We start from the raw sequence: 22,975 nt of genomic DNA, 5'->3' as shown, positions 1-22,975 counted from the left end.
CGGAGCCGCCCACCGCGCCGATGTGGGCACCCCCTCCGACCTCGGGCCCGGGTCAGCCGCCCGCCTCGGGGCCGGGTTACCCGCCGACCTCCGGTGCGGGATACCCGCCCGCCTCCGGCCCGGGTCATCCGCCGCCCGGGCCGTTTCCGCCGGCCGGGCCGGTGCCGGGTCAGCCGCCCGCGCCGTGGGGTCCACCGCCTCCCGGCGGCTTCGGTGTGCCACCCGTCCCGCCGGCGAAGAACAACGGACGCAAGGTCGCTCTCATCATCGGGCTGGTGGTGCTGCTCCTGCTCTGCCCATGCCTCGGCCTGGCCGGTTGGGCGATCTGGAGAGTCGCGGACGCCGGCAACGACGTCGAGCCCAGGCCGTCGGTGAGCATGCCGGTCCGTCCGCCGGTCGTGCCCAGCGCCGTACCGACGCCGGACCTGCCGGACCTGCCGGACCCGGACGAGGAGTTCGCCCGGGGCGACTGTGTGGTCAACGAGGGCACCGAAGAAGACGCGGAGCTGCGCAAGGTGCCGTGCGGCCCGAACACCTACCAGGTGCTGCTGCGGATTCCGGCTACCACCGATGGGGACCGGTGCGAGACGCTCGCGCCGCAGGCGACGGCGAACTACGTGCACGACAACTCGATCGATCTGTTCGACTACGTCCTCTGCCTGAAGGAACGCTAGCCGCCGCTTGGCAAAACTAGGGCTGTCTAGCGTCCAAGCTAGACAGCCCTAGTTTTGTCTCGACGGCCTCGACACGCCGGTAGCCCCATCTATCCATGTCTAGCCCCGCAGCTAGAGGGCCCGATACTCTCCAATGCGTGGATCCGGTCCGCAATCCGTACGCGCCGGGCGCCGGTCAGCGTCCGCCCGAGCTCGCCGGGCGGGGGCGCGAGCTGGACGTCTTCGACATCGTGCTGGAACGCATCGCGCGAGGCCGCCCCGAACGCAGCCTGATGCTCACCGGGCTGCGGGGCGTCGGCAAGACGGTCCTGCTCAACACCCTCCGTTCCCAGGCGATCAACCACCTCTGGGGCAGCGGCAAGATCGAGGCACGACCGGACCAGTCGTTACGTCGCCCGGTCGCCGCCGCCCTGCACATGGCGGTCCGGGAGCTGGCACCCCGACACCGCGCGCCCGACCGGATCGACACGTTCCTCGGCGTCCTCAAGGCGTTCGCCCAGCGCTCCGCCCCATCCGGCCGTGGCGGCGCCGCCCCGAAACTGCGCGACCGGTGGCAGCCCGGCATCGACGTGCCGGCGGCCAGCGGCCGAGCCGACTCCGGCGACATCGAGATCGACCTCGTCGAGCTGCTCAGCGACGCCGCCGCGGTGGCCAGTGACGTGGGCACCGGCATCGCCATCTTCATCGACGAGATGCAGGATCTCGGCCCGGAGGACGTGTCGGCGCTCTGCGCCGCCTGCCACGAGCTGTCCCAACTCGGCGCGCCCCTGATCGTGGTCGGCGCCGGGCTGCCGCACCTGCCGGCGGTGCTCAGCGCCGCCAAGTCGTACTCCGAACGGTTGTTCCGCTACCAACGCATCGACCGGCTCGACCGGATCGCCGCCGACCAGGCGCTCTGCGCGCCGGCCGAGCGCGAGGAGGTCGAGTACGAGCAGAAGGCACTCGACCTGCTCTACGAGAAGTCCGGAGGCTATCCCTACTTCGTGCAGGCGTACGGCAAGGCGACCTGGGATCACGCGCCGCGCTCGCCGATCACCGCCGCCGACGTACGGGTCGCCGCGCCGGAGGCGGAAGCGGAGCTGGCGGTCGGGTTCTTCGGCTCCCGATTCGAACGGGCCACCCCCGCCGAACGCGAGTACATGCGGGCGATGGCCACCATGTCCGCGGTCGAGGGGGACTCCTCAGCGGTGGTCCGCGACGACATGGACGCCGCGGTGCCCACCGCCGAGATCGCCCGGGCTCTCGGTCGCAAGCCCGCCAGCCTGTCCCCGGCCCGCGACGCGCTGATCAAGAAGGGGCTGATCTACTCCGGTGAGCGCGGCACCGTCGCCTTCACTGTGCCGCACTTCGGCCGGTACCTGCGCACCCAACCGGCCTGACCGTCGTCGAACGCGCCGAGGCGGGTCAGACCTTGGACCAGGGCGCCGGAAAGAGCACTTCACCGCGAGGCGGAGGGCCTTCCTCGCTGGTGGACGGGGGCAGCACCAACGCCTGCCAGGGCTCCCCCAGGCCAGCCCACGGGCCGGTCAGGCCCAGCTCGGTCGCCGGGCCGAACCCGAACCGGCGGTAGAACGCCGGGTCACCGAGGACCACGACCAGCCGCTCGCCCAGCTCGGTGGAGGCATCCAGCGCGGCCTGCACGACGGCCGTGCCGTGCCCGACGCGCTGCCGGTGCGGTGCGACCGCCACCGGGCCGAGTGCCAGGACCGGCACGTCCGAGCCCCGCTCCGGCCGCACACGTACCCGGGTGAGCAGCGCGTAGCCGACCACCTCACCGCCGTACTCGGCGACCATGGCCAACTCCGGCAGCCAGGCGGCGGTGCCCCGCAACTCGTCGACCAGGCCCACCTCCGGCGGCGTCGCCACGTCCGGACGGGCGAAGGCGGCGGCCAGCACGCGGCGAACCGAGCCGGCGTCGGCCGGATCCTCGGGGCGTAGCCGCAGCGTGGTCACCCGCGCGACGTTACTCGCCACAGCCGGTCCATCCGTGACTGTCGCTCGAATCGGCGTGGCGCACGTGCACAGGCACCGATCCGATCCGGCCGTTGCCCGGGTAGCAAACGCCGCGACGGGGTATGACTGATCCATGACGCCCGTACGCTCTCTCGCCCGAGCCATGCTGAGCGGCATCTTCGTGGTCCAGGGTTACCGCAACTTCCGTGACCCGGGCCGACTCGTGGTGGCCGCCCAGCCGGTGACCGAGAAGGTCGCGCCGCTTCTGAAGAAGGCACACCCGAGCTTCCCCACCGAGACCGAGACGTTGATCCGACTCAACGCCGCGGTGCAGTTCAGCGCCGGGTTGATGCTGGCCACCGGTCGGCTCAGTCGACCCGCCGCGCTGGTCCTCGCCGGTACGCTGGTGCCGGTGACGGTCGCCGGGCATCCCTTCTGGAAGAACGACGATCCGACGGCTCGGAACAACAACCAGATCCACGCCATGAAGAACCTGGGCCTCCTCGGTGGTCTGCTGCTGGCCGCCGCCGACACCGGCGGCAAGCCCGGTCTGCGGTGGCGGACCGGTCATCGCATCGGCCACTCTCGACGTTCCGTGCAGCGCGCCGTCCGTACCGCCCGGCGCGAGGCTCGGATCGCCGTCCGATCCGCCTCCACCGCACGTCGACTCCCCGGCTGAACTGCATCGATCCGTCTCCGAGCCACCCCCACCCCCCGCTAAGGCCGCGAATTACCTGAACCACCCGGTAGGCGTTAACGCGGTGGAAATGTCAAAAACATGTGTGGGATCGGACACGGTCGCATAACGCGGGAGGCACTGACGTGAGGCGCCGTTCTAGGCTCCGTGCAGGACCTGGACGGATAGGACGACCTTGGTACGGGGGTGGCCACGCCATGCCGACGGCTGTCGGTAGACGGGCGGACCGCCTCGCCCCAATCCAACGCATGACGCGTGGGATCGATCGCAGGAACGTCGTACGGGGCGCCATCGTGGCCGCCGTCGCCTACGCCGCATGGCTCGCCATCGGCACCTTCGGGCGTCCGTACAACTTCTTCGATATGAAGATCTACCACGGCGCCGTGGTGTGGTGGGCGAGCGGTCACGAGCTCTATGAGTTCATCGCGCCCGGGACCACGCTGGGCTTCACCTATCCACCGTTCGCCGGCCTGGCCATGTTGCCGATGGCGCAGCTCCCGATCGGCATGGCCGGCTTGGTCAACGCCGCCGCCAGCATCGCCGCGTTGGCGCTGGTCCTGGCCGGGTTGCTGCGCCCCATCGTGGACCGGTTGGCGTGGCCACTGTGGTTCACCGTGGCCCTGGCGGTGCCGCTCGCGGTCGCCATCGAACCGGCTCGGGAAACCCTCGGCTACGGCCAGGTCAACATCCTGCTGTTCGCCCTGATCATGGCGGATCTGATCGGCCTCCGCTGGCGCTCCCGCCGAGGCACCCACTACGCCGCGAGCGACGGCCCTCTGCTGCGTTTCGTCTACGGCGGAGCGTGGGCCGGTGCCGGCATCGGCCTGGCCACCGCGGTCAAGCTCACCCCCGCACTGTTCATCGCCTACCTGCTCATCACCCGCCAGTGGCGGGTGGCGGCCACCGCCATCGGCACCACGATCGGCGTGACGGTGGCGAGCTTCGCGATCGTCGGCGACGAGTCACGGACGTACTTCGGCAGCGTGCTCTGGCAGACCGAGCGGGTCGGCGCGGCGGACATGACGCCCAACCAGTCCCTCGCCGGTCTGCTCGCCCGGCTGTACGACTCGATCGAGACCCCCGGGCTGCTCTGGTTCGCCTTCTCGGTGCTGATCCTGGCGCTGGGCCTGTCCCGGGCGGCCAGTTCCCGCGCCGACGGTGATGAGCTGACCGCGTTCACGCTCGTCGGTCTGACCGCGAACGTGATCAGCCCGATCTCCTGGACGCACCATTTGGTCTGGGTGATCCCGGCGATCATCGTGCTGGCCGATGCCGCAGTGCGTCGCCGGGAGGCGAGCCGCACGATGCCCCAGCGCACCGGCCAGGGGCCCGGGTTCGGCGGGCTGCCGGGGGTCAACGGCCTTCGCCCGCCGATCTGGTATCCCACCCTGACCGGGCTTCGCCACGGCGTCGCCGCGATCGGGCTCTACCTGCTCTTCCTGATCTCCCCGATCTGGCCGTACGAGCACCAACTGCCGGAGATGTCGCACTACCAGGACGGTCTGTTCGGGGCCCTGATGGAGAACTCACTCGCGGTCGCGCTGATCGTGCTGGTCGCCACGCTGCCCTGGCGGCCCGGTGCCGAGCCCGCGTTCTACGGCGACCGGCTCGCCCGGGCGGCGGTGCTCAGCAGCCGCCGGTGAGCCCGGTCAGGGGCAGTTGACCCACTCCTCGGTGCCATCGGTGAAGACCTGCCGTTTCCAGATCGGCAGGCGCGCCTTGACCTCGTCGACCAGCCGGGCGCAGGCCGCGAAGGCCGCCGCCCGGTGTGCGGTGCTCACCGCGGCGACCAACGCCACGTCGCCGATCGCCAGCGGGCCGACCCGGTGCGAGACGGCCACCGCGTAGACGTCGGGTTCCGCGGCGATCTCGGCCGCCACCTCGCGCAGCACCTGGGCGGCGCTCGGGTGCCCCTCGTACTCCAGGCTGGTGACCTGACGCCCGTGGTCGTGGTCGCGGACCACGCCCTGGAAGGACACCACCGCGCCGGCCCGCCGGTCGGCGACCGCCGCCTCGTGGGCGGCGAGGTCGAGCGGCTGGTCGGTGACTTCACCGTAGGTGATCGTCGGTGCGGTCATGACGCACGCTCCCCGGGTAGCAACGGCAGCGGCACGATCGGCACCCGGTCACCCGGCTCGCCCCTGGTGCCGGGTCTGATGACGGCGAAACCGTCCGCGCCGGCCAGGCCACGCAGCATCGCCGAGCCGACGTGTCGCACCGGGTAGGCGGTGCCGGCGGCCCGGTCCAGTCGAACCAGCGCCAGGTGTGTGTGGTCACCCCGACCGGACACCGCCTCGGCCAGCGTGGCCTGCGGCAGCACGGGCATCGAGCGGCCCTGGAGGCCGGCGAGTAGCGGTGCGACGAGCGACACCAGCGCGACGATCGCGGACTGCGGGTTGCCCGGCAGCCCGGCCACGAACCGGATCCGCCCGTCGGGGTCGGCCAACCGGGCCAGCAGCATCGGGAAGCCCGGTCGGACCGCGACGGTGTTGACCACGTAGTCGGCGCCCAGCGCCTCCAGGGTCGGGTGCAGGTGGTCGACCGGGCCGTTCATCGTGCCCCCGGTGGTGCACACCAGGTCGGCGCCGGCCAACGCCGAGCGCAGGGCCGCCACGTGCGCGGGCAGCGTGTCGGCGACCGGACCCACCACGTCCGACGGGCGGACCTGACAGCCGTAGCGCCGAAGCCACGCGGGCACCGCCGGACCCAACGCGTCGCGAACACGACCGGCCGCGGGCGGCCCCGCGGTCAACAGCTCGTCGCCGAAGACCAGCAGAGCGGCGCGCGGTGCCCGCCGGACCAGCAACGTGTCGTGCCCACAGGAGGCCGCCAGGCCGATCACCGCCGGGTCGACGGGCGTGCCGACCGGCAACAGCTCCTCATCGGCGTACGCCTCCTCGCCGGGCCGCCGCCACTCGGGCGTCTGCCGGGGCGTGCCGCTGATCAGGCCGGTGCTGGATGCGGCTGACTCCTCGACGCGCAGCACGGCGGTTGCGCCCTCGGGCACCATGGCACCGGTTGCGATCTCGACTGTCGTGCCGTCCTCGGTGAGCGGCGCCGGGCTGCTGCCCGCCAGCACGCGGCCGACGACCCGCCAGGGGCCGGTGCCGCGCACCGCCCAGCCGTCCACGCTGGAAGTCGGGAAGGCCGGAAGGTCGGTGCGGGTGGTCAACGGCTCGGCCAGGGTGAAGCCGTCGATGTCGGCTAGTGATCGGGCGACGGCGGGCAGTGCGGCGGCCAGACCGACCGCGTAGACCCGCGACCGCGCTTCCTCCCAGCCGGCCGGCGGGGGCGCGGCGACCCGATCCGCGGTAGGTGCGGTTTCCGTGCTCACCGACCGAGCCTATCGGCACGCACCGACACCCGTCCGGGCCTGCCGTGGACCGGCTGCGGTGCCGCCGCCGATCCGGGTGCTCCTCGCCGCGCCGGTGACCCCGCTGAGTCAGTGGTCGCCGCCACGTAGCTGGTCGACAGTGTGCCCGAGGATCGGCCCGAGCACGGCCAGGCCGTCCCGGGCGCCGCCGGTCGAGCCAGGCAGGTTGACCACCAGCATCCGGCCGGCCACCCCGGCCAGGCCGCGGGACAGCACCGCCGTGGGCACCCGGTCGCGGCTGTGCGCGCGGATCGCCTCGGCGATGCCGGGGATCTCGTAGTCCAGCACGCCCCGGGTCACGTCCGGCGTCCGATCCGACGGGGTCACGCCGGTGCCACCGCTGGTCAGCACCACGTCGACACCATCGGCGCGGGCCGCCCGCAGGGCAGCGCCGACCGGCTCCCCGTCGGGCACCACCACCGGCTCGTCGACCTGGCAACCCAACTCCCGCAGGCCCGCGACGAGCAACGGACCGCTGGTGTCGGCGTAGACGCCGGCCGCGGCCCGGTTGGACGCCACGACCACCCGGGCCCGGATCACGGCCGGTCCTCCGGCCGCACCCACTCGCCGGTCTTGCCGCCCTCCTTGCGCAGCACCCGGACCGCCTCCACCGAGGCGGCCGGATCGACCGCCTTGACCATGTCGACCAGGGCGAGACCGGCGACGGCGACCGCCGTCAGCGCCTCCATCTCCACCCCCGTGCGGTCCGCGGTGCGTGCGGTGGCCGTGATCTCCACGGTGTCGGCGGTCAACAGCAGGTCGACCGTGACGCCGTGCAGCGCGATCGGATGACACAGGGGGATCAGATCCGGCGTGCGCTTGGCCCCCATGATCCCGGCCAGCCGACCGACCGCCAACGCGTCGCCCTTCGGCAAACCGTCGCGATGCAGCAGGTCGATCACCTCGGGCGTGGTCCGTAGCCGGCCGGCCGCGACGGCCAGCCGGCCCGTCACCGCCTTGGCGGAGACGTCGACCATGCGGGCCGCGCCGGCTCGGTCGACGTGGCTGAGCTGCACGGGTTCGGTCACGCTCGTGAGCCTATCGGTGCGGTACGACGGCGCTGGAGAAGGAGCGGCGTCGCGTTGACCGCCACACCGGGTGCTGACGGCGCGTCGGCCCGACGCCGCTCCTCCCTTACCGACCCGCCGCCCGGTCGCTGGGGAGACCTGTCGGCGGGGTCGTGTCGACGGACCGGTTCTGTCCACTGACAGAACCTCCCCCGTTCGCCGATACGGCCGGTAAGTTACCGGGCCGGTCGATAAGAAATCGATAAGCGCAGGTGAGCCAGGTCAGCGCGGGGTGTGGTCGTCGGCTTCGACACCCGCCAACTCGGCCAGGCGACGTTCAGCGTCGACGCGCTCCGGCACGCCCATCCGTCGAAAGATCGCCAGGGCCCGTTCCCAGTGCCTCCGGGCCTCCGCCGGGTCCACGCCGGCGAAGTGCTCGGCGAGGCCGGCCAGGGCGCGCCCCTGCTCGTACGGGTGCTCGATCCTGGTCGCCAGCCGCAGCGCCTCCTCGTAGAGTTCGGCTGCCTCGCCTCCCCGTTCCTGCGCCAGCAGGGTGCGTCCCAGTTCGTTCAACGCGGCCGCCTCGACGTGCCGCTCGCCGGAGCCGGTCGCCAGCTTCCGGGCCATCTCGTGTTCCTGCTGCGCCTCCGCCAGACGTCCCAGACCTCGGTAGGCGATCCCGAGGTCGTTGCGTACCTCGGCCTCCGCGTACCGGTGACCGGTGCGCTCCCGCAGAGCCAACGAGGCCAGCAGAATCCGGACCGCCTGGGGGAGGTCGCCCATCCGAACCCGCACCCCGCCGATGTGGCTGAGCGCGTTGAGCGTGTGGAACTCGTCGGAATTCGTCCCGGCCCACCACAGGTGCAGGCGATGTATCCGCAACGCCTCCTCGTAGCGACCGAGAGCCGTGAGCGCCAAGCCGAGATTCGGCAACAGGATGGATCCGCCGATCTCCCCGTATGTCTTGTAATCACGCAGACACTCGACGCCGAGTCGCACCGACTCGGAAAGGTGACCGCTCCACCAGTAGACGGCGGCAAGGTTCGCCCGGTATCGGGCGGCGTTCAACACGTCCCGCGAGTTGCGCGACAGGTCGACCGAACGTGTCAGGTGGTCGATCGCGCCCCGCTTGTTGCCGGTGCGGACGTACGCGGACGCCAGGTAGTTGTTCATCAACGCCAGTGCGTCGGCGTCCCCGGTCGCCTCCGCCGCCTTCACCCCGGCGCGGTGGGTCAGGATGATGTCCTCGAAATATCCGCGGATGTAGCAGAACCGCCAGAGGGCGCGGGCCGACTGCCACGCATGCTGGTAGAACCCCGCTTCGAACGCCGAGACGACAATCGTCACCAGGTCCGTACGTTCGGCCTCCATCCAGTCGACCGTCGGCTCCCCGAGGGCCTCGACGAGTTCGAGCCGTCCGGGTGGGTCGTGCCTGACCTGGGTTCTGATGACGCCGGGCTCCAGCAGATCGGCGACCCTCAGCGCCGCCCCCAGCATGAAGTCGAACAGGCGAGCCAGCCCGAGTCGACGGTCGTCCAGGGAGTCGTCGTGGGAGCAGAGTTCGATGGAGTACTGGCGCATGAGGTCATGCAGCCGATACCGGTCGGTTTCCAGGTCCTCCACCAGGTTCCGGTCGACGAGGTCGTCCAGCGCCGCGCGGGCCTGCGCCAAGGTCAGTCCGGTCAGTGCGGCGACTGCGGGCGGCCCGAAACGGTTACCGGGATACAGACCCAGGAACCGGAAGACGCGTTTGGTCGAGTCCGGGAGGGGCTCGTAGGAAGCGGCGAAGGCGCCGGTGACGGTGCTCTCCTCCTGCGCCAGATGGTGTAGCACCAGCGGGTCGCCGGCCATCTGTTCGACGAAATCCGCCAACCGCCAGCCGCGCCGATGTGCCAGCCTGGCACCGGCCAGCCGAATCGCCAAGGGCAGGTGTCCGCACCGTCGAACCACCTCAGCGGCGGCCGCCAGCTCTGCTTCGACCCGGTCCCGGCCGATGCTGAGGCTCAGCAGCTCCACACTCTCCTGCGGGCTCAGGAGCGGCAGCGTCCGCGACGGTCCGACCTCCGGGTGGTACAGACGTCGTCGCGAGGTCACCAACACGACGGTGCTCGACTCGGCCGGCAGCAGGGGCATCACCTGCTCGCTACTCGCGGCGTTGTCGAGCACGACCACCGACCTTCGGCGAGCCAGTTCCTGCCGCCACAACTCCACTCGCGCGTCCAGCTCGACCGGGACACGCTCGGCCGGAACACCGAGCTGTCGAAGCAGAACGACGAGGGCGCTCCCAGGCTCCACCTGGCGCTTCTCGCCGTGCCCGCTGAGGTCGATGAACAGCGCGGCGTCCGGGTATCGATCGGACAGCCGACGAGCCAGGTGCACGGCGAGGGTGGTCTTACCGCTGCCCGCCATCCCGTCGATGATGTGCACGGCGGGCACCCGCTTCTCGACTCTCCGGGTCTCCGCCAGCAGTCGGGACACCACGTCCTCGCGACCGACGAAGTCGGTGACCGCCCGAGGCAGGTGATCTTTCGGATCGGCATCAGCAGCGCCCGACCGCCCCGGGCCGATCCCGCCGCCCCTTGAGGCGGGGCTCGGGCGCGACGCCGCCGCGACGATGGAGCGGCGCAAATCGTGGAGGTTGCTTCCCGGACCGACCCCCAACTCCGTGCGGAGCCTTGTCCGGATCTCGTCGTACGCGGCCAGCGCCTCCGCGGTGGATCCCCGCTCGAACAGCGCACGCACGAGAAGGAGGTAGGCCGGCTCACGGAGAGGGTGGCGAGCCACCACGTCACGTAGCAGCGGAATCGCCAGGTCGTCCCGGCCTGATCGCAATTGGACGTCGGCCAGGAGCTCCATGGCCGACAGCCGCTCCTCTTCGGCGGCCACGGTTCGGGCGGTGAGGACGGGTCCGAGGGGGATACCGGCGAGCATCGGACCCTGCCAGTGCGCCAGGGCCCGGCTCAGCAGGTCCCTGGCACGATCCAGGTGACCCGCCGCCAGCGCTTCCCTACCCGCGCACCGCTCGAACTCGAAGCAGAAGATGTCAATCAGTTCCGGACGCGCATCGAGTCGATAGCCGTTGCGCTGGCGTGCGACGACCACCTGACCGCCCGGGAAAGCCTCGAAAGTCCGGCGCAGATTGGCCGCATAGGTCCGCACATTAGCTACGGCTGATCGCGGTGGGCTATCAACCCATAACTCGTCGACGAGGTCGTCCATTGGCACCAGTCGGCCGGGCTGCAAGGCGAGCATCGCGAAGATGGCCTGCTGTTTGGGCGTACCGAGGCGCAGCATGCGGGTAGACAGTTGCACCGAAAGACCGCCCAGAACCCGAATCTCCACCGGACCCCTTGTTCAGCCACGAGGTATTCAGTCGATCACGCAACGAAGTCTACGGCCCGGCTCCGGTGACTTGTCGCTCACGGGGTGGAGCGGGTGGCCGCCGGTGATCCCGAGATTACGGTGAGGAGCTTCGTTCGAATGCCTATCCGCAGCCGCACCCTGCCGGCGGCAAGTTGCATCGCCGCCGGCCGAGATGCAAATTCCACCTACCGTCCGCCCGATCCAGTCGAAGGCTCACACCTTTCCCCGGCCCGCCCAGACACTCGGGGAGCGCCAACTCTGCCCGTGCCGCCCTTGCGCCTTGGCCAAACTCCGGATGAGGTGACTACCGGGAGGAGTCAGACTCAGCGAATAACGGGACCATAATCTCGCCCGATACCGTCTGCAGTCGCGAGGTGTCCAACGAATCCAGAAGAGGCGAGTCCGACCGCACTCCGTTCAGCAACGATGGACAGAACGTCACAAAAATACTCCATCTTGGCTAATGTTGCGCATACCGACATTTATTTCTTCTAAGCTGTCGATCCTTCTCTTAAGCTGCCTTTCGGAGGAAGACCTCCCCTTTGGGGTAGGTCCCGAATAGACACAGCACAGAGAGGGGCATCGCGATGCGCGGCAGCGAGTGGAACTGACCCCTCGACCGGGGACGAGCACAGGCCCCGGACGGTAGGCTACGAGCACGGCAGAGGCAGGCTTCGGGAGTTGCATGACCCTTCCTCAGCGACGAGAGATTGAGACCGATCGGCGGCTACGGCTGCTCGTCGGTCTCGTCGTCGTTGTGGCGACCGTCATCACGGCAACCTCGCTACCGGTCGCAGCGCGCTCGGCGATGTCCGCCACCCCGAACGATGCCGCGATCCTCGTCGCCCTCACCATCGCCATCGCCCTGGGAACCCTGGTCAAAGCGAGGGTGCGGATCCGATCCACCACCCACTCGATCAGCTGGACCGAGGCTGCGATCATCATCGGCCTCGCCCTCGCCCCCGCCCAGTCGGTGGTGCTCTGCACCGCCGTGGGCATCATGTTCGCCTCGCTCCGCCTACCGCCGATCAAGATGGCCTTCAGCGTCGGTAAGAACGTCATCGTGGCCTGGGGTGCCGGCATCACGCTGGCGATGACGGCCTGGACCTGGCCGCCGGAGAACACCGCCGCTCTCGTCGTGCCGGTGGCCGCCTCGTACCTGGTCGCTGCCCTGCTGGACGACCTACTGGCGATCCCGGTCATCGCACTGGCCTCCAACACCAGGATCTCGAAGCAGTTCCGGACCAACCTCGACCTTCGACTCGCCGGCTTCGCCGTACGGTTCGTCGTAGCGGTCTGCACGCTGCTGATCCTCGACGCGAACTTCAAGCTCCTGCTGGCTGTCCCACCACTCGTACTCAGCCTGCACCTGGCCTACTCCACGAGAATCCGCTCCAGGACCGAACAGCAGGCGTGGCAGCGGCTCGCCCGCACCACCGACGCGCTCAACGTGGTCGACCTCGACGCCGTCCTCACCACCGCCGTCACCCAGGCCGCCGAGTTGTTCTCCGCCGACGAAGTCGAGATCGAGCTGCGGGACGGCGGTCGCACCGTACGCGGCGGCACCGGCGGCATCACCTTCGACGGCCCGACCGGCACCCCCACCAACGTGGACGGCACAGTCGTGCCCACGCCGCTGGAAGGCCACGACCGGACCGTCGACGTCGGCGTCCTTCGGCTGCGCTTCCGCGGCCCGGTGCAGCTCTCCGAGCGCGAGCAGTACACCCTGCGCACCTTCGCCTCCGCCCTCTGCACCGCCGTGCGCAACGCCCTGGCGTACGCCGAACTCGCCCGGGTGGCGGACGAACACGCCTACGCCGCCGCCCACGACGCGCTGACCGACCTGGCCAACCGCCGCCAACTCCTCGACGAGGGCACCGAGCAGTTGAGCTGCCGCCACGCCGACGGCGTGACCGCCCTGGTGCTGATCGACCTCAACCACTTCAAGGAGGTCAACGACACACTCGGGCACGCCGCCGGTGATCAGGTGCTGGTGCAGGTAGCCGACCGGTTGCGGGGCGCGGCCCAGTCGAGTGACCTGGTGGCCCGCCTCGGCGGCGACGAGTTCGCCGTACTCCTGCGTGGTCTACCGGCCCCGGCGGTGGCCGCGCACCGCGCCGAGACGCTGCTCGCCGCCCTGCACGAGCCCTTCGAGTTGGACGGCATGCGGATCAGCGTGGAGGCCAGCGGCGGGATCTCGGTCGCCCCGTCCAGTGGTGGCATGGCCGAGCTGCTGCGCCGCGCCGACGTCGCCATGTACCAGGCCAAGCGGGCCGGGCAGAGAATCGCCACGTACGCCCCGACGCGGGACACCGCCGACCTGGGCCGCCTCACCCTCGGCGGCGACCTGCCACGTGCGGTGGCCGACCACGAGTTCGTCGTCAACTTCCAACCGATCGTCGACCTGGGCACCGGCGAGGTGACCAGCGCCGAGGCGCTGGCCCGCTGGCACCACCCCACCCACGGCATGATCGACCCGCTGCGCTTCCTGGAGGCCGTCGAACGTTCCGGCCTGCTGCCGGCCTTCGCCGAGGCGATCCTCGACCAGGCATTGATCGCCGCGGCCAGCTGGCGGGACGCCGGCTTCGACGTGCCGGTCGCGGTCAACGTGTCCCCACGCAGCCTGCTCGACGCGCGGTTCCCGGGCTCGGTGCTGGCCCGTCTGCGCGCCCACGACCTACCACCGGACCGACTGGTGCTGGAGCTGACCGAGACGCTGACGCTCAGCCAACTCGACGTGGTCGACCGGGTGCTCAGCCGGCTCCGCGACGAGGGAGTCCGGCTGGCGCTCGACGACTTCGGCACCGGCTACTCGTCGCTCTCCCTGCTCTCCCGAATCCCGGTCCACGAGCTGAAGATCGACCGCAGCTTCGTGACGACGATGGACAGCTCCGCGGAGGCCGCCGCCGTCATCCGCTCCACCCTCGACCTGGGCCGCAGCCTCGACCTCGACGTGGTGGCCGAGGGGGTGGAGAGCGAGCCGCAACGGCGGGCGCTCTGGGAGTTGGGCTGCGTCGCCGGTCAGGGGCACCTCTTCGCCCGGCCGATGCCGGCCGGCACCCTGCTCGCGGCGATGCAACGCGGCTCGGGCGGCCGACCCGGCACCCTGGCCGCACCTCTGCACGACGCCGGCGCGGTGATCAGGTTGAGCCAGAACCGCCGCCAGACCGGCCGGTCGCGCACCGACCGCCTCCCGCACCTGCCCGCCTGACCAGGCATCGGCCCGCTGCCGAAGCGAGCCGGTCTGCCAGACTTGCGCCGTGATCGCCGACGCCCCGACCACCCGCCGCCGTCGCCGACACTGGCGGACGGTCGACACCGCCGCCGGCGGGCTCGCCCTCGACCTCGGCCTCTACGCCGCCTCGACGATCTTCGCCGCGATCACCGCGGTCACGTCGACCCTGCTGCCGCACCGGGCCTGGGGCGCTGTCGCCGCCGTCGGCTACCTGGTCGCGACGCTCGTGGTGACCGCCCAACTGCTGCTACGCCGACGCTCACCGACATCGCCGCTGGTCGGGCTGCCGGCCCGCTGGGCGATAACCGCCCTCGCCTGGGCGGGCACCGCACTACTGCCCCTGCTCTGGCAGAGCGTCGAGCGGGCCGGCGGGCGCACCGACCGCGCCCAGGAGGAGGTGCTGGTCGTGGAACACGCCGGCACCCGACTCCTGGAACACGGCACCCCGTACCTCGGGCCGGACGCGATCGCCGCCCTGCCACCCGGCGAGCAACTGATGGGCTACACCCCGTACCAGCCCGGCATGGCGATGTTCGGCCTACCCAGAGCACTCGCCGACACCTGGTGGACCGACTCCCGGGTCTGGTTCGCGGTGGGCACCGCACTGGCCCTCGCCCTCGCCGTGACCGCCCTGCGCCGAACGACCACCGACACCGACCAGGCCGACACCGCTCACCGCCGGAACGCCGCACTGCTGCGCGGCGTCCAGGCCGCCACCGTCCTGCCGATCTGTGCCCTCACCCTCGCCACCGGCGGCGACGACCTGCCCGTACTCGCGCTCTGCCTGCTGGCCCTCGCGCTCGCCGCCGCCGACCGACCCGGCCGGGCCGGCCTCGCGGTCGGGCTGGCCGGCGCGCTGAAACTGTTCGCCTGGCCGGTCGCCCTGGTCCTGATCGTCTGGGGTCTGACCCGACGCGCCGGCGCGCGGGTCGCCGCCGGTGCGATCGGCCTGCCGGTCGCCGCCCTCCTGCCCGCGATGCTCGTCGACCGCGACGCGCTGACCGAGAACGTGCTGCGCTTCCCCCTCGGCCACGGCCTGGTCACCAGCCCCGCACAATCCCCGTTCCCCGGCTACCTGATCGCCACCGGGCTGCCCGCCGGTCGGCTGATCGCCGCCGCCCTGCTGGTCGCAGCGGGCATCGCCATCGCCGTCCGACTCGCCCGCCGCCCGCCCCGCACGGCAGTCGCCACCGCCGCCATCTGCGGATACGGACTACTCGCCGCCATCGCACTGATGCCCTCGACCCGCTTCGGCTACCTGCTGTACCCGCTCGCCCTGCTCACCTGGGCACCTGCCCTGCACCGCACCGCCGACACGGCGCCGACCACGGTTCCCGGCCACGTGTCCGGTCGGGCTTCTTCCGCGTAACTGCCGCACGCAGGACCGCCTCAGGGCGTACACCTGAAGGCATGACCACCTACCGCGACCGGGCCGACGCCGGCCGGGTGCTCTCCGACCGGCTCACCGCACTCGTCGGCGAACCCGACGTCGTCGTCCTCGGCCTCGTGCGCGGCGGCGTACCGGTCGCCCAGGTCGTCGCCGAACGGCTCGGCGCACCACTGGACGTGCTGGTCGTCCGCAAACTCGGCATGCCGTGGGCCCGGGAGGTCGCCTTCGGCGCGCTCGGTCCGGGCGGTGTCCAGGTGCTCAACGACGCGGTGGCCAGCCGCCTCAGCAGCGACGACATCGCCGAGGTCAGCCAACGGGAGCAGGCTGAGCTGGAGCGCCGCGAACGGCTCTACCGGGGCGGTCGCGCACCACTGGACCTCACCCGACGGACCGCGGTGATCGTCGACGACGGTCTCGCCACCGGTGCGACCGCCCGCGCCGCCGTGGAGGTCGCCCGTCAACTCGGGGCGAACCGGGTCGTGGTCGCGGTCCCGGTCGGCGCACAGGAGGCCTACGAACTCCTCGCCGCCGAGGCGGACCAGGTCATCTGCGCCCAACGCCCACCGGACTTCGGCGCGGTGAGCGTCTACTACGACGACTTCCACGAAGTGTCCGACGAAGAAGTCACCGAGGCGCTCACAGCAACTGCATAGGTCCAGCAGGTACCGTCGGGCGATGAGTAGTCTCACCTGTCCCAAGTGTCGTGGAGAAATGCGCCAGTACGAGCGCAGCGGAGTCGTCATCGACCAGTGCGGGGAGTGCCGAGGCATCTTCCTGGACCGCGGCGAGCTGGAGAAGCTCTTCGAGGCGGAGGCCAACTGGAGCCGCCAACAGAGCGGTGGCGCACCCGCCCAGCAGCCGGCCGGCTACCCGCCCCCGCCGCCCCCGGCCCCCCACCAGCCTGGCTACGGTGCCGTCCCGCCGCCGCCCCCGCCCGCACACGGCTACCCGCCGGCGCCGGCGTACGGCCACCAGCAGCAGCACCACGGCTACCACGGCCACTACCGGCAGAAGAAGCGCAAGGGCTTCCTCGACGAGATGTTCGGCTGATCCCACCGCCGACAGCGCGCCCGGGTCGATCCACGCGTCGACCCGGGCACAACGCCGTGGTGCGCTCCTCACGCCGCGTCCCCGGCCACCCCGTCGATGATCGGTGGGCGGAATCCGTCGTGCCAGGCTGGTTCGCATGACCGTGATCCGGGCCGACGAGGCCCTGGCCCAGGCGTACACCGGGATCAGCGCGGCGGTCGACGGCCTGGACGACGCCGGCCTGCAACGATCCACCCGCTGCCACGGCTGGCTCGTCGCGGACCTGCTCCTACACGTGCTCGGCGACGCCCAACGCGCGCTCGTCGCACTGGCCAGCCCCACGGAGGGCCCCGCCGACGTCGACGACGTGAGCTACTGGCGTGACTTCCCCGGCGGTGACGACGAAGCCACCCGGCACGCCTGGTGGGTCCGACGCTCGGCCGGCGCCTTCGACAGCCCGACCGGAATCGTCCGGCTCTGGCGAGAAACCGCACCGGCTGCGGTCCGCGCCGCCGCGTCGACCGACCCCGAGGGGTACGTGACCACGCAAGGGCACGTGCTGCGCGTACCGGATTTCCTCGCCACCCTGACGACCGAGGCTGTCGTCCACCACCTGGACCTGATCGTGGACCTGCCCGGCGCGCCGCCCCCGGGTCCTCTGGCGACACGCGTCGCGGTGACCACCATGGACGGCCTGCTCAGCGACGACACCGTACGCCCCACCGCCTGGACCGACCACGATTTCCTCCTGAAGGCCACCGGACGCGTGCCGCTCACCGACCGGGACCGGCTGGAGTTGGGCGAGTCGGCGGGCTGGTTCCCACTGCTCGGCTGAGCTGGTCGCGCTTCGCCACTTTCGCCTGATGTTGTGGATGTCGTCGACCACGCCGCCTTCTTCGCAATGCTGCGAGCGTTCGTCAGCCGGCCAAGTGTCCGCCCAGGATCTCCTCCGCGGTTCTCGCCTTACGCGCCAATGCAACTGACGCTCCTGCGTACAACAAACCAATTATTTCCCTCGCCGGCCCACAGGTCGTTCCTACCCCGTAGATCGATTTATGGGGGCGAACAGAGAGGCCGCAGATGCCATGACTCCTGAGGAATGCAGTGAATGCGTCCAACAGACGCTGACTTCCCACCAGCCTGAATTGCGCAAACTCCGACGATCGATAACCCGGCCGCCGGTAACTTCCAATTGAGCCGTCTCCGTCGACGACACCACGCCAGAAGTCGCGTGACTCGCCCAGTCGTTCGCCGAGCGGGCCTTCGTACCTCCCCAACTGGATCATGCGCTCTGCCAGGCGAGTCGAGCGCACCGAGAACTGGCACGACCCGTGCGTGGGGCTAGGTTCTGAGATGCTGCTGGTCGAACCGAGGAACGTACGAAGCGAGACAAGGTGTTCGCGGTCGCGCTGGGCGAGGCCAACGGAGATCTGCGGGAGATGGCGCGCGCGGTACGTGACGCACCCGTCCGCGAAGAGAAACCCGAGCCAGTAACATGCCTCCGGCGTCAACAAGTCGAACGCATCGTGACGAAGCGTGTGAACAACCCGGCGGATCACTACACCGCGCCGTATCAACAAGCCCCGCATTCCAGGCTCTGTAAGCCCGAATATCTTCGCAACCTCTGCCAGCGACAGACCCTCGACGTACTGCCTGACCGCTTCCACGCGTTCCAATTCGGTCAACTTGGCAACGGACCGCGCAGGCACCCCTCGCCTACGCAACAGACCAGAAATCGCCTGCCTACTGACACCGTACGAATTGGCGATTCGAGTCAGACTCTCGCCCGTTGCCGCACGATGCACGGCATCCTCGACTTGCGCCGGCGTCAGACGGGCACTCGTGCCTCTCATCCGATCGCCATGTCCACGAACCTCGACAGGTGCAATTGCGCAGCGACGGTTACGGTGTCAGTTGGCCCATTCCGATGCTTGGCAATTATGAAATCCGCCTCGCCCGCCCGCGGCGACTCCTTGTCGTAGTAGTCGTCACGGTGCAGAAGGATGACAACATCGGCATCTTGCTCGATCGAGTTGTGCGTGGCGATGCCGTTGGCGATGAAGTTGTGCTTACCGAGGACGGTCGCGTCGAACACTTCCTGCTCGCCGATCGACTCGATTGACACGACCGAGTCCCAGAAGATGTCGTTGGTCGCGTGCAGGTCCAGGTCAGCCGCGTCAAGGACGGTGGCGATCGCCGCCAGTCGGGAGCGACTGGGCGCACGCTTCCAGAGAGTACTTCCACAGAACTGGGTGCCGATGGCCTTCGCGAACTCACGGTGAGTCATGCCCTGCTCGACCAGAATCTCCTTGACCCTGGTCCATACCTCGCGCGGCACGGTGTCGACATTGGTGTTGCTCTCCGTCGTTTCCAACGCGGCAAGCAGAGCGGCGCAGCCGTCCGACCGCTGCCCGTACACGCCGACTTCGCGCAGGAACCTCAACTGGTCGTCCCGGCCGGAAATGTCGAGCGTGTACTGAGGACGGTGCCCCGAAACTGGCACCACCTTCAGTCGGGCCGTGATGCCGTACCTCAGAAGGAGTCGAGAGATGTCTTCGAGCATTCGCCGGCTCGTGGACGAGAAGTAGACGCGCCCGCCGCGGCCTGAGCTGTTGACGGTCACCGAACCATCGGTGGCCCACAGGTGCCGCAGGAAGGAGGTGATCTGCTCCTTGGGCAGGCTGAAGACGGCCGGAGGGAGAAACTTCTCGTGCGATCTCAAACCGAAGAGGCCGAGGTCGTCCAGCCAAGCGGCGATCGGGTTGCGCCGACCGCGAGCCAGGCGATAGGGCGCTGGCAGCCGCAGGGTCGTCACCCGCGCAGCCGCATAATCGTCGCGGACGGCCGAAATCCCAAAATGCTTCGCCGCGTCGGACACGGCCTGAAGGTTCAGCTCGTCACAGCTCGCGTACCGGATGGGTTGACGTCGCACGAAGGATCCGTCGCCCAACAGGTGCGCCAACATCACCACCTCCGCCTCGGCCCACGGGCGGGTCATCATCGGCGGCGGTAGGTGACGTGGCGTGGCGATGCGATCTCCCGGCGACAGTTCACCGAGTGGCACCCACCCCGTGAAGGCCAGGAAGGGATGGTTCGCCGTGGCGTCGATCTGCTTGCCCGACGCAAGGGTCAGCCGAAACACTTCGCGAGTGCCGCTGGGGAAGACATGGGTCATGGTGCGGGCTGTGTAGCGAAGGCTCTCGTCCAACGCCCAGACGGGAATGTCCTTGGTGTTGTTGGACAACAATTCACCTAGTGTGATCTCGGTGTTGTCATCGGCCCGAATCACTCGGCTCTCCGCCGTAAGGCAGCCAGATTCCCGCAAATCGGACAGTTGGGGGCGCTTGTCGGTGCGCTGCTCCGGGCCACGGTTCAGCTGACTGACCGCGATGACCGGGCACTCGACCTCCTTGGCCAGCAGCTTGAGGCCACGGGAGAGGTCCGCGACCTCCTGCTGACGACTCTCGGTGCGCTTCGGTGAGGTCATCAGTTGGAGATAGTCGACCACGATCATCTTGAGGTCGTGCCGCTGCTTGAGCCGCCGCGCCTTGGCCCGGATCTCCATGAGGTTCATGCTCGGCGTGTCGTCCACGAAGAGCGGCGCCTCGCTGATCTCGCCCATGCAGCGAGCCAGCTTCGTCCAGTCGTCGTCGGAGAGCTGCCCGCTGCGCAGCACGTGCAACGGCACCCGCGCCTCGGCCGAGAGCAGTCGCATGACGATCTCGACCTTGCTCATCTCCAGCGAGAAGATGGCCGCCGCCTGGTTCGCCCTGATGGCCGCGTTCCGGGCGAAGTCCATGCTTGCTGTGCTGTTGTGCGTCGGGATCATGGCCCGACCGGCCAGGTACAGGTGCTCGTCGTTGTCGACCGTCACGCAGCGCACGGGCACGCTGGGGACCGGCCGGACGTCGACGATGAACCGGGAGGTCGTCCGAACGTCGGAGGCGGTACGGCGCCGTTCGGCGTGTGCATCCTGTTTCCGCTTCAGCCGGAAGACAGGGTCCGGTGTGGAGAAGTTCAACGTGTAGGCGATCGACGATTCCGGAGTGCGGCCGCGTACGGACTTCCGGTTGACAGTGCAGCGGTATCCGAGGCTGACCACGAGCTCACGCACGTCCTCTGCCAGCCGCTTGGAGGTCGACGTGTATTGCAGGTTGCCTGAAGGGGCGACAGTGCCGTCGGTGTCCATCAGGCCCGCCAGCAACGCGCGGCGCTGGGCCTCGGAGGCGCGCAGGTAGGCGCCTGGGATGTGCTTGTCGCCTGCCACCCCGATCGTGCGCAGCAGCCCGACGAAGGAACGGTTCTTGTTGTGGCAGTCGGCACACTTCCGAGTTGCTGAATTCTCGCGCAACGCACGGGTGGAGACGCCACAGTCCACGCAGACCCCAATCCCCGGAACGACAGGCTCTGCCTCCAGGAGGATGGTGTAGACCATCGGTCCACCGGGCCGCACCGAGAAGCCGTCCGCCTCGATGTGCGTGACCATCTCCGGATCCGCGGTGGTGAAGCGGCTGGCGTGGGTGTGCCCATCACCGAGCCAGACTCCCAATGTGTACGGCGGGATCAACAGCTCCCGGTCCGGGAGCTGAAGGGGGGCAGTGTTCCGTACCGCGTGGTTGAGCCGTCGATCGGCGGTGTCAGTGCGGAGTGTGGCCGCGATCTCGGCAGTGGTGACGACACCGCCGTGGTCGGCCTGGCTGTCAGCGTTGCCCTTCCGTGCGGTCCGCTCAAGAAGTGCGCTCAGAAGAGGTCCGGCCGGATAGCCGGGCGCCGCCCAGTTCCGCGTCCTGCCGGCTCGGACGATGGGGCGGCTGATCCGGCCGATCGACCCGACTTCGCGGGCGACGGTGTGCAGGACATGCCGGAACTCCGGGCCGACCTGCGCAATCGTGTCGAAGAGTGTGACGGGCTGGTTGCCCCTGGCGCCGAGACTCTCGTGCGCCGCGCGTACGTTGGCCATCGACGACTCGGACCAGCGCCGGCTCTGCCGCACCGGCCCCTGCCGTCTGCTCGCTCGGGTGGTCGTCTTCCACAGGTGCTCCGCGTCCGCCACGATGACCGTGCCGTCGGAGAACTCGACTTCGTAGCAGGGCCGGCCATGCATCACGTCGAAGGCGTGCGTGACGGTGGTGGGACTGCCGTCCGCCGCCATCAGTTGATCACCCACTCGGATCTCGCCCATCGTGGTCCAGCCGCCCGGGGTCGGCAGTGGGGTGTCGAGTGCGAGCGCTTTGCCCAGCCCAGGTCGTCCCGCGACGATTACCAACTGACCGGCGTGCAGGCCGTTGAGCAGCCGGTCCAGGTCGCTGAAGCCGGTCGGCACACCGGTCATCACACCACCCTGCGCACCCACCGCCTCGATCTCGTCCAGCGTCGGCTGCAACATGTCGGCCAGGACCGCGAAGTCCTCGCTGACCCGGCGTTCGGTGACGTCGTAGACGGCCTGCTGGGCGAGGTCCACGATGTCGTCCACGTCGCGGCTGCCGCCGCTCGCGGTGCCGTAGCCCAGCTGCACGATCTTGGTGCCGGCCTCGACCAGCCGGCGCAGCACCGCCCGTTCGCTGACGATCCGCGCGTAGTAGGCGGCGTTCGCGGCGGTCGGCACGCTGGCGATGAGCGTGTGCAGGTACGGCGCGCCGCCGATGCGGGCCAGGTCACCGGAGTCGGTCAGGGCGGCGGCCACGGTGATCGGGTCGGCGGGCTCACCCCGACCGTAGATGTCCAGGATGGTGTCGAAGATGGTGGCGTGGACCGGCCGGTAGAAGTCGTTGGTCTTGAGGATCTCGACGACGTCGGCGATGGCGTCCTTGGAGAGCAGCATGCCGCCGAGAACGCACTGCTCGGCTGCCACGTCCTGCGGCGGGGTCTTGTCGAACTGGCCGTCCCGCTGGGCGGGTGGTTGACCTCCGCCGGAGCGTGACTCTGCCCGCATGTCGTCGGTGACCGACACGGGTCCCCCCTCCACTGCGCCGAACCCGATCCCAGCTCTACCGCTGGGGTACGACGCTTCTCGTCCGACCGGGCCGGCCGATCGGGGGCCATCGGGCCGGCGGTCGAGGGCCAACCATACGGACCCCGAGGTCAGAGACTCAACAACGCCGGTGGACGAGCCTCGGGACAACCTGTGGATGTCGGTGGACAGCATGTGCGCGGCGTGTGCACAGCCTGTGGACAACTGTTGGGGAATTCTTCGTCATAGCTTTCTGACCTGCGGAAACATGCTCCCCAGCCTGTGGAGGAAGATATTTCGGTCG

General features: G+C 69.7%; 17 protein-coding genes. 10 read left to right on the top strand and 7 right to left on the bottom strand.

Going from position 1 to position 22,975, the window contains the following annotated elements:
- The first annotated feature begins 215 nt into the window (after positions 1-215).
- Both O7617_RS33455 and O7617_RS12285 read left to right on the top strand, forming a co-directional pair.
- On the top strand, positions 216-674 hold the full coding sequence (locus O7617_RS33455) for a hypothetical protein (RefSeq protein ID WP_348774194.1): 459 nt from the start codon (positions 216-218) through the stop codon (positions 672-674).
- Between the two features lie 137 nt (positions 675-811).
- Positions 812-2,053, top strand: coding sequence for an ATP-binding protein (locus O7617_RS12285; protein WP_282263589.1), 1,242 nt, complete (start codon positions 812-814; stop codon positions 2,051-2,053).
- Between the two features lie 25 nt (positions 2,054-2,078).
- Here the strand turns inward: O7617_RS12285 and O7617_RS12280 are convergent, their stop codons facing one another.
- Positions 2,079-2,627 carry an N-acetyltransferase gene (locus tag O7617_RS12280; protein WP_282264712.1) on the bottom strand — a complete coding sequence of 183 codons (549 nt, stop codon included), beginning with the start codon at positions 2,625-2,627 and terminating at the stop codon, positions 2,079-2,081.
- Positions 2,628-2,760: 133 nt separating this feature from the next.
- Between O7617_RS12280 and O7617_RS12275 the strand changes: the two genes are divergently transcribed.
- Positions 2,761-3,306, top strand: a complete 546-nt coding sequence (locus tag O7617_RS12275) for a DoxX family protein (RefSeq protein ID WP_282263587.1) — start codon at positions 2,761-2,763, stop codon at positions 3,304-3,306.
- A gap of 215 nt (positions 3,307-3,521) precedes the next feature.
- On the top strand, positions 3,522-4,967 hold the full coding sequence (locus tag O7617_RS12270) for a glycosyltransferase 87 family protein (protein ID WP_282263586.1): 1,446 nt from the start codon (positions 3,522-3,524) through the stop codon (positions 4,965-4,967).
- 6 nt (positions 4,968-4,973) lie between these two features.
- Here the strand turns inward: O7617_RS12270 and O7617_RS12265 are convergent, their stop codons facing one another.
- From O7617_RS12265 to O7617_RS12245, 5 genes are all read right to left on the bottom strand, one after another.
- Positions 4,974-5,402: a molybdenum cofactor biosynthesis protein MoaE gene (locus tag O7617_RS12265; protein WP_282263585.1), complete on the bottom strand. Its 429-nt coding sequence runs from the start codon at positions 5,400-5,402 to the stop codon at positions 4,974-4,976.
- The gene (locus tag O7617_RS12260) at positions 5,399-6,658 is read right to left on the bottom strand and encodes a molybdopterin molybdotransferase MoeA (protein WP_282263583.1); all 1,260 of its coding nucleotides are present in this window, start codon (positions 6,656-6,658) and stop codon (positions 5,399-5,401) included. Before O7617_RS12260 ends, O7617_RS12265 begins: the two co-directional genes overlap by 4 nt.
- A 108-nt stretch (positions 6,659-6,766) precedes the next feature.
- Positions 6,767-7,237: a MogA/MoaB family molybdenum cofactor biosynthesis protein gene (locus O7617_RS12255; RefSeq protein ID WP_282263582.1), complete on the bottom strand. Its 471-nt coding sequence runs from the start codon at positions 7,235-7,237 to the stop codon at positions 6,767-6,769.
- The gene (gene moaC, locus O7617_RS12250; RefSeq protein WP_282263581.1) at positions 7,234-7,725 is read right to left on the bottom strand and encodes a cyclic pyranopterin monophosphate synthase MoaC; all 492 of its coding nucleotides are present in this window, start codon (positions 7,723-7,725) and stop codon (positions 7,234-7,236) included. Before moaC ends, O7617_RS12255 begins: the two co-directional genes overlap by 4 nt.
- 261 nt (positions 7,726-7,986) lie before the next feature.
- A complete protein-coding gene (locus tag O7617_RS12245) occupies positions 7,987-11,016 on the bottom strand; it encodes an AfsR/SARP family transcriptional regulator (protein ID WP_282263580.1) in 3,030 nt (1,009 codons plus the stop codon).
- Between the two features lie 736 nt (positions 11,017-11,752).
- Here O7617_RS12245 and O7617_RS12240 point away from each other — a divergent pair.
- From O7617_RS12240 to O7617_RS12220, 5 genes are all read left to right on the top strand, one after another.
- On the top strand, positions 11,753-14,278 hold the full coding sequence (locus O7617_RS12240; RefSeq protein ID WP_282263578.1) for a bifunctional diguanylate cyclase/phosphodiesterase: 2,526 nt from the start codon (positions 11,753-11,755) through the stop codon (positions 14,276-14,278).
- 49 nt (positions 14,279-14,327) lie between these two features.
- Positions 14,328-15,671, top strand: coding sequence for a glycosyltransferase 87 family protein (locus O7617_RS12235; protein ID WP_282263577.1), 1,344 nt, complete (start codon positions 14,328-14,330; stop codon positions 15,669-15,671).
- Between the two features lie 41 nt (positions 15,672-15,712).
- Complete coding sequence (locus O7617_RS12230) at positions 15,713-16,345, top strand: phosphoribosyltransferase (protein ID WP_282263576.1); 633 nt, start codon at positions 15,713-15,715, stop codon at positions 16,343-16,345.
- Between the two features lie 22 nt (positions 16,346-16,367).
- A complete protein-coding gene (locus tag O7617_RS12225) occupies positions 16,368-16,742 on the top strand; it encodes a zf-TFIIB domain-containing protein (RefSeq protein WP_282263575.1) in 375 nt (124 codons plus the stop codon).
- 136 nt (positions 16,743-16,878) lie between these two features.
- Positions 16,879-17,556, top strand: a complete 678-nt coding sequence (locus tag O7617_RS12220; RefSeq protein ID WP_282263574.1) for a maleylpyruvate isomerase N-terminal domain-containing protein — start codon at positions 16,879-16,881, stop codon at positions 17,554-17,556.
- A gap of 1,014 nt (positions 17,557-18,570) precedes the next feature.
- On the opposite strand, the gene O7617_RS12215 is transcribed toward O7617_RS12220, so the two are convergent.
- On the bottom strand, positions 18,571-22,542 hold the full coding sequence (locus tag O7617_RS12215; RefSeq protein ID WP_348774193.1) for a replicative DNA helicase: 3,972 nt from the start codon (positions 22,540-22,542) through the stop codon (positions 18,571-18,573).
- On the opposite strand from O7617_RS12215, the gene O7617_RS33450 reads away from it, so the two are divergent.
- Complete coding sequence (locus O7617_RS33450) at positions 22,468-22,641, top strand: hypothetical protein (RefSeq protein WP_348774211.1); 174 nt, start codon at positions 22,468-22,470, stop codon at positions 22,639-22,641. The genes O7617_RS12215 and O7617_RS33450 overlap by 75 nt on opposite strands.
- Positions 22,642-22,975: the final 334 nt, after the last annotated feature.

This window comes from Micromonospora sp. WMMD1155, from assembly GCF_029581275.1.
In the GTDB taxonomy this organism is placed as follows: domain Bacteria; phylum Actinomycetota; class Actinomycetes; order Mycobacteriales; family Micromonosporaceae; genus Micromonospora.
The sequence above is the reverse complement of the archived record's forward strand: the minus strand, read 5'-3'. Positions and strand labels throughout refer to the sequence as shown.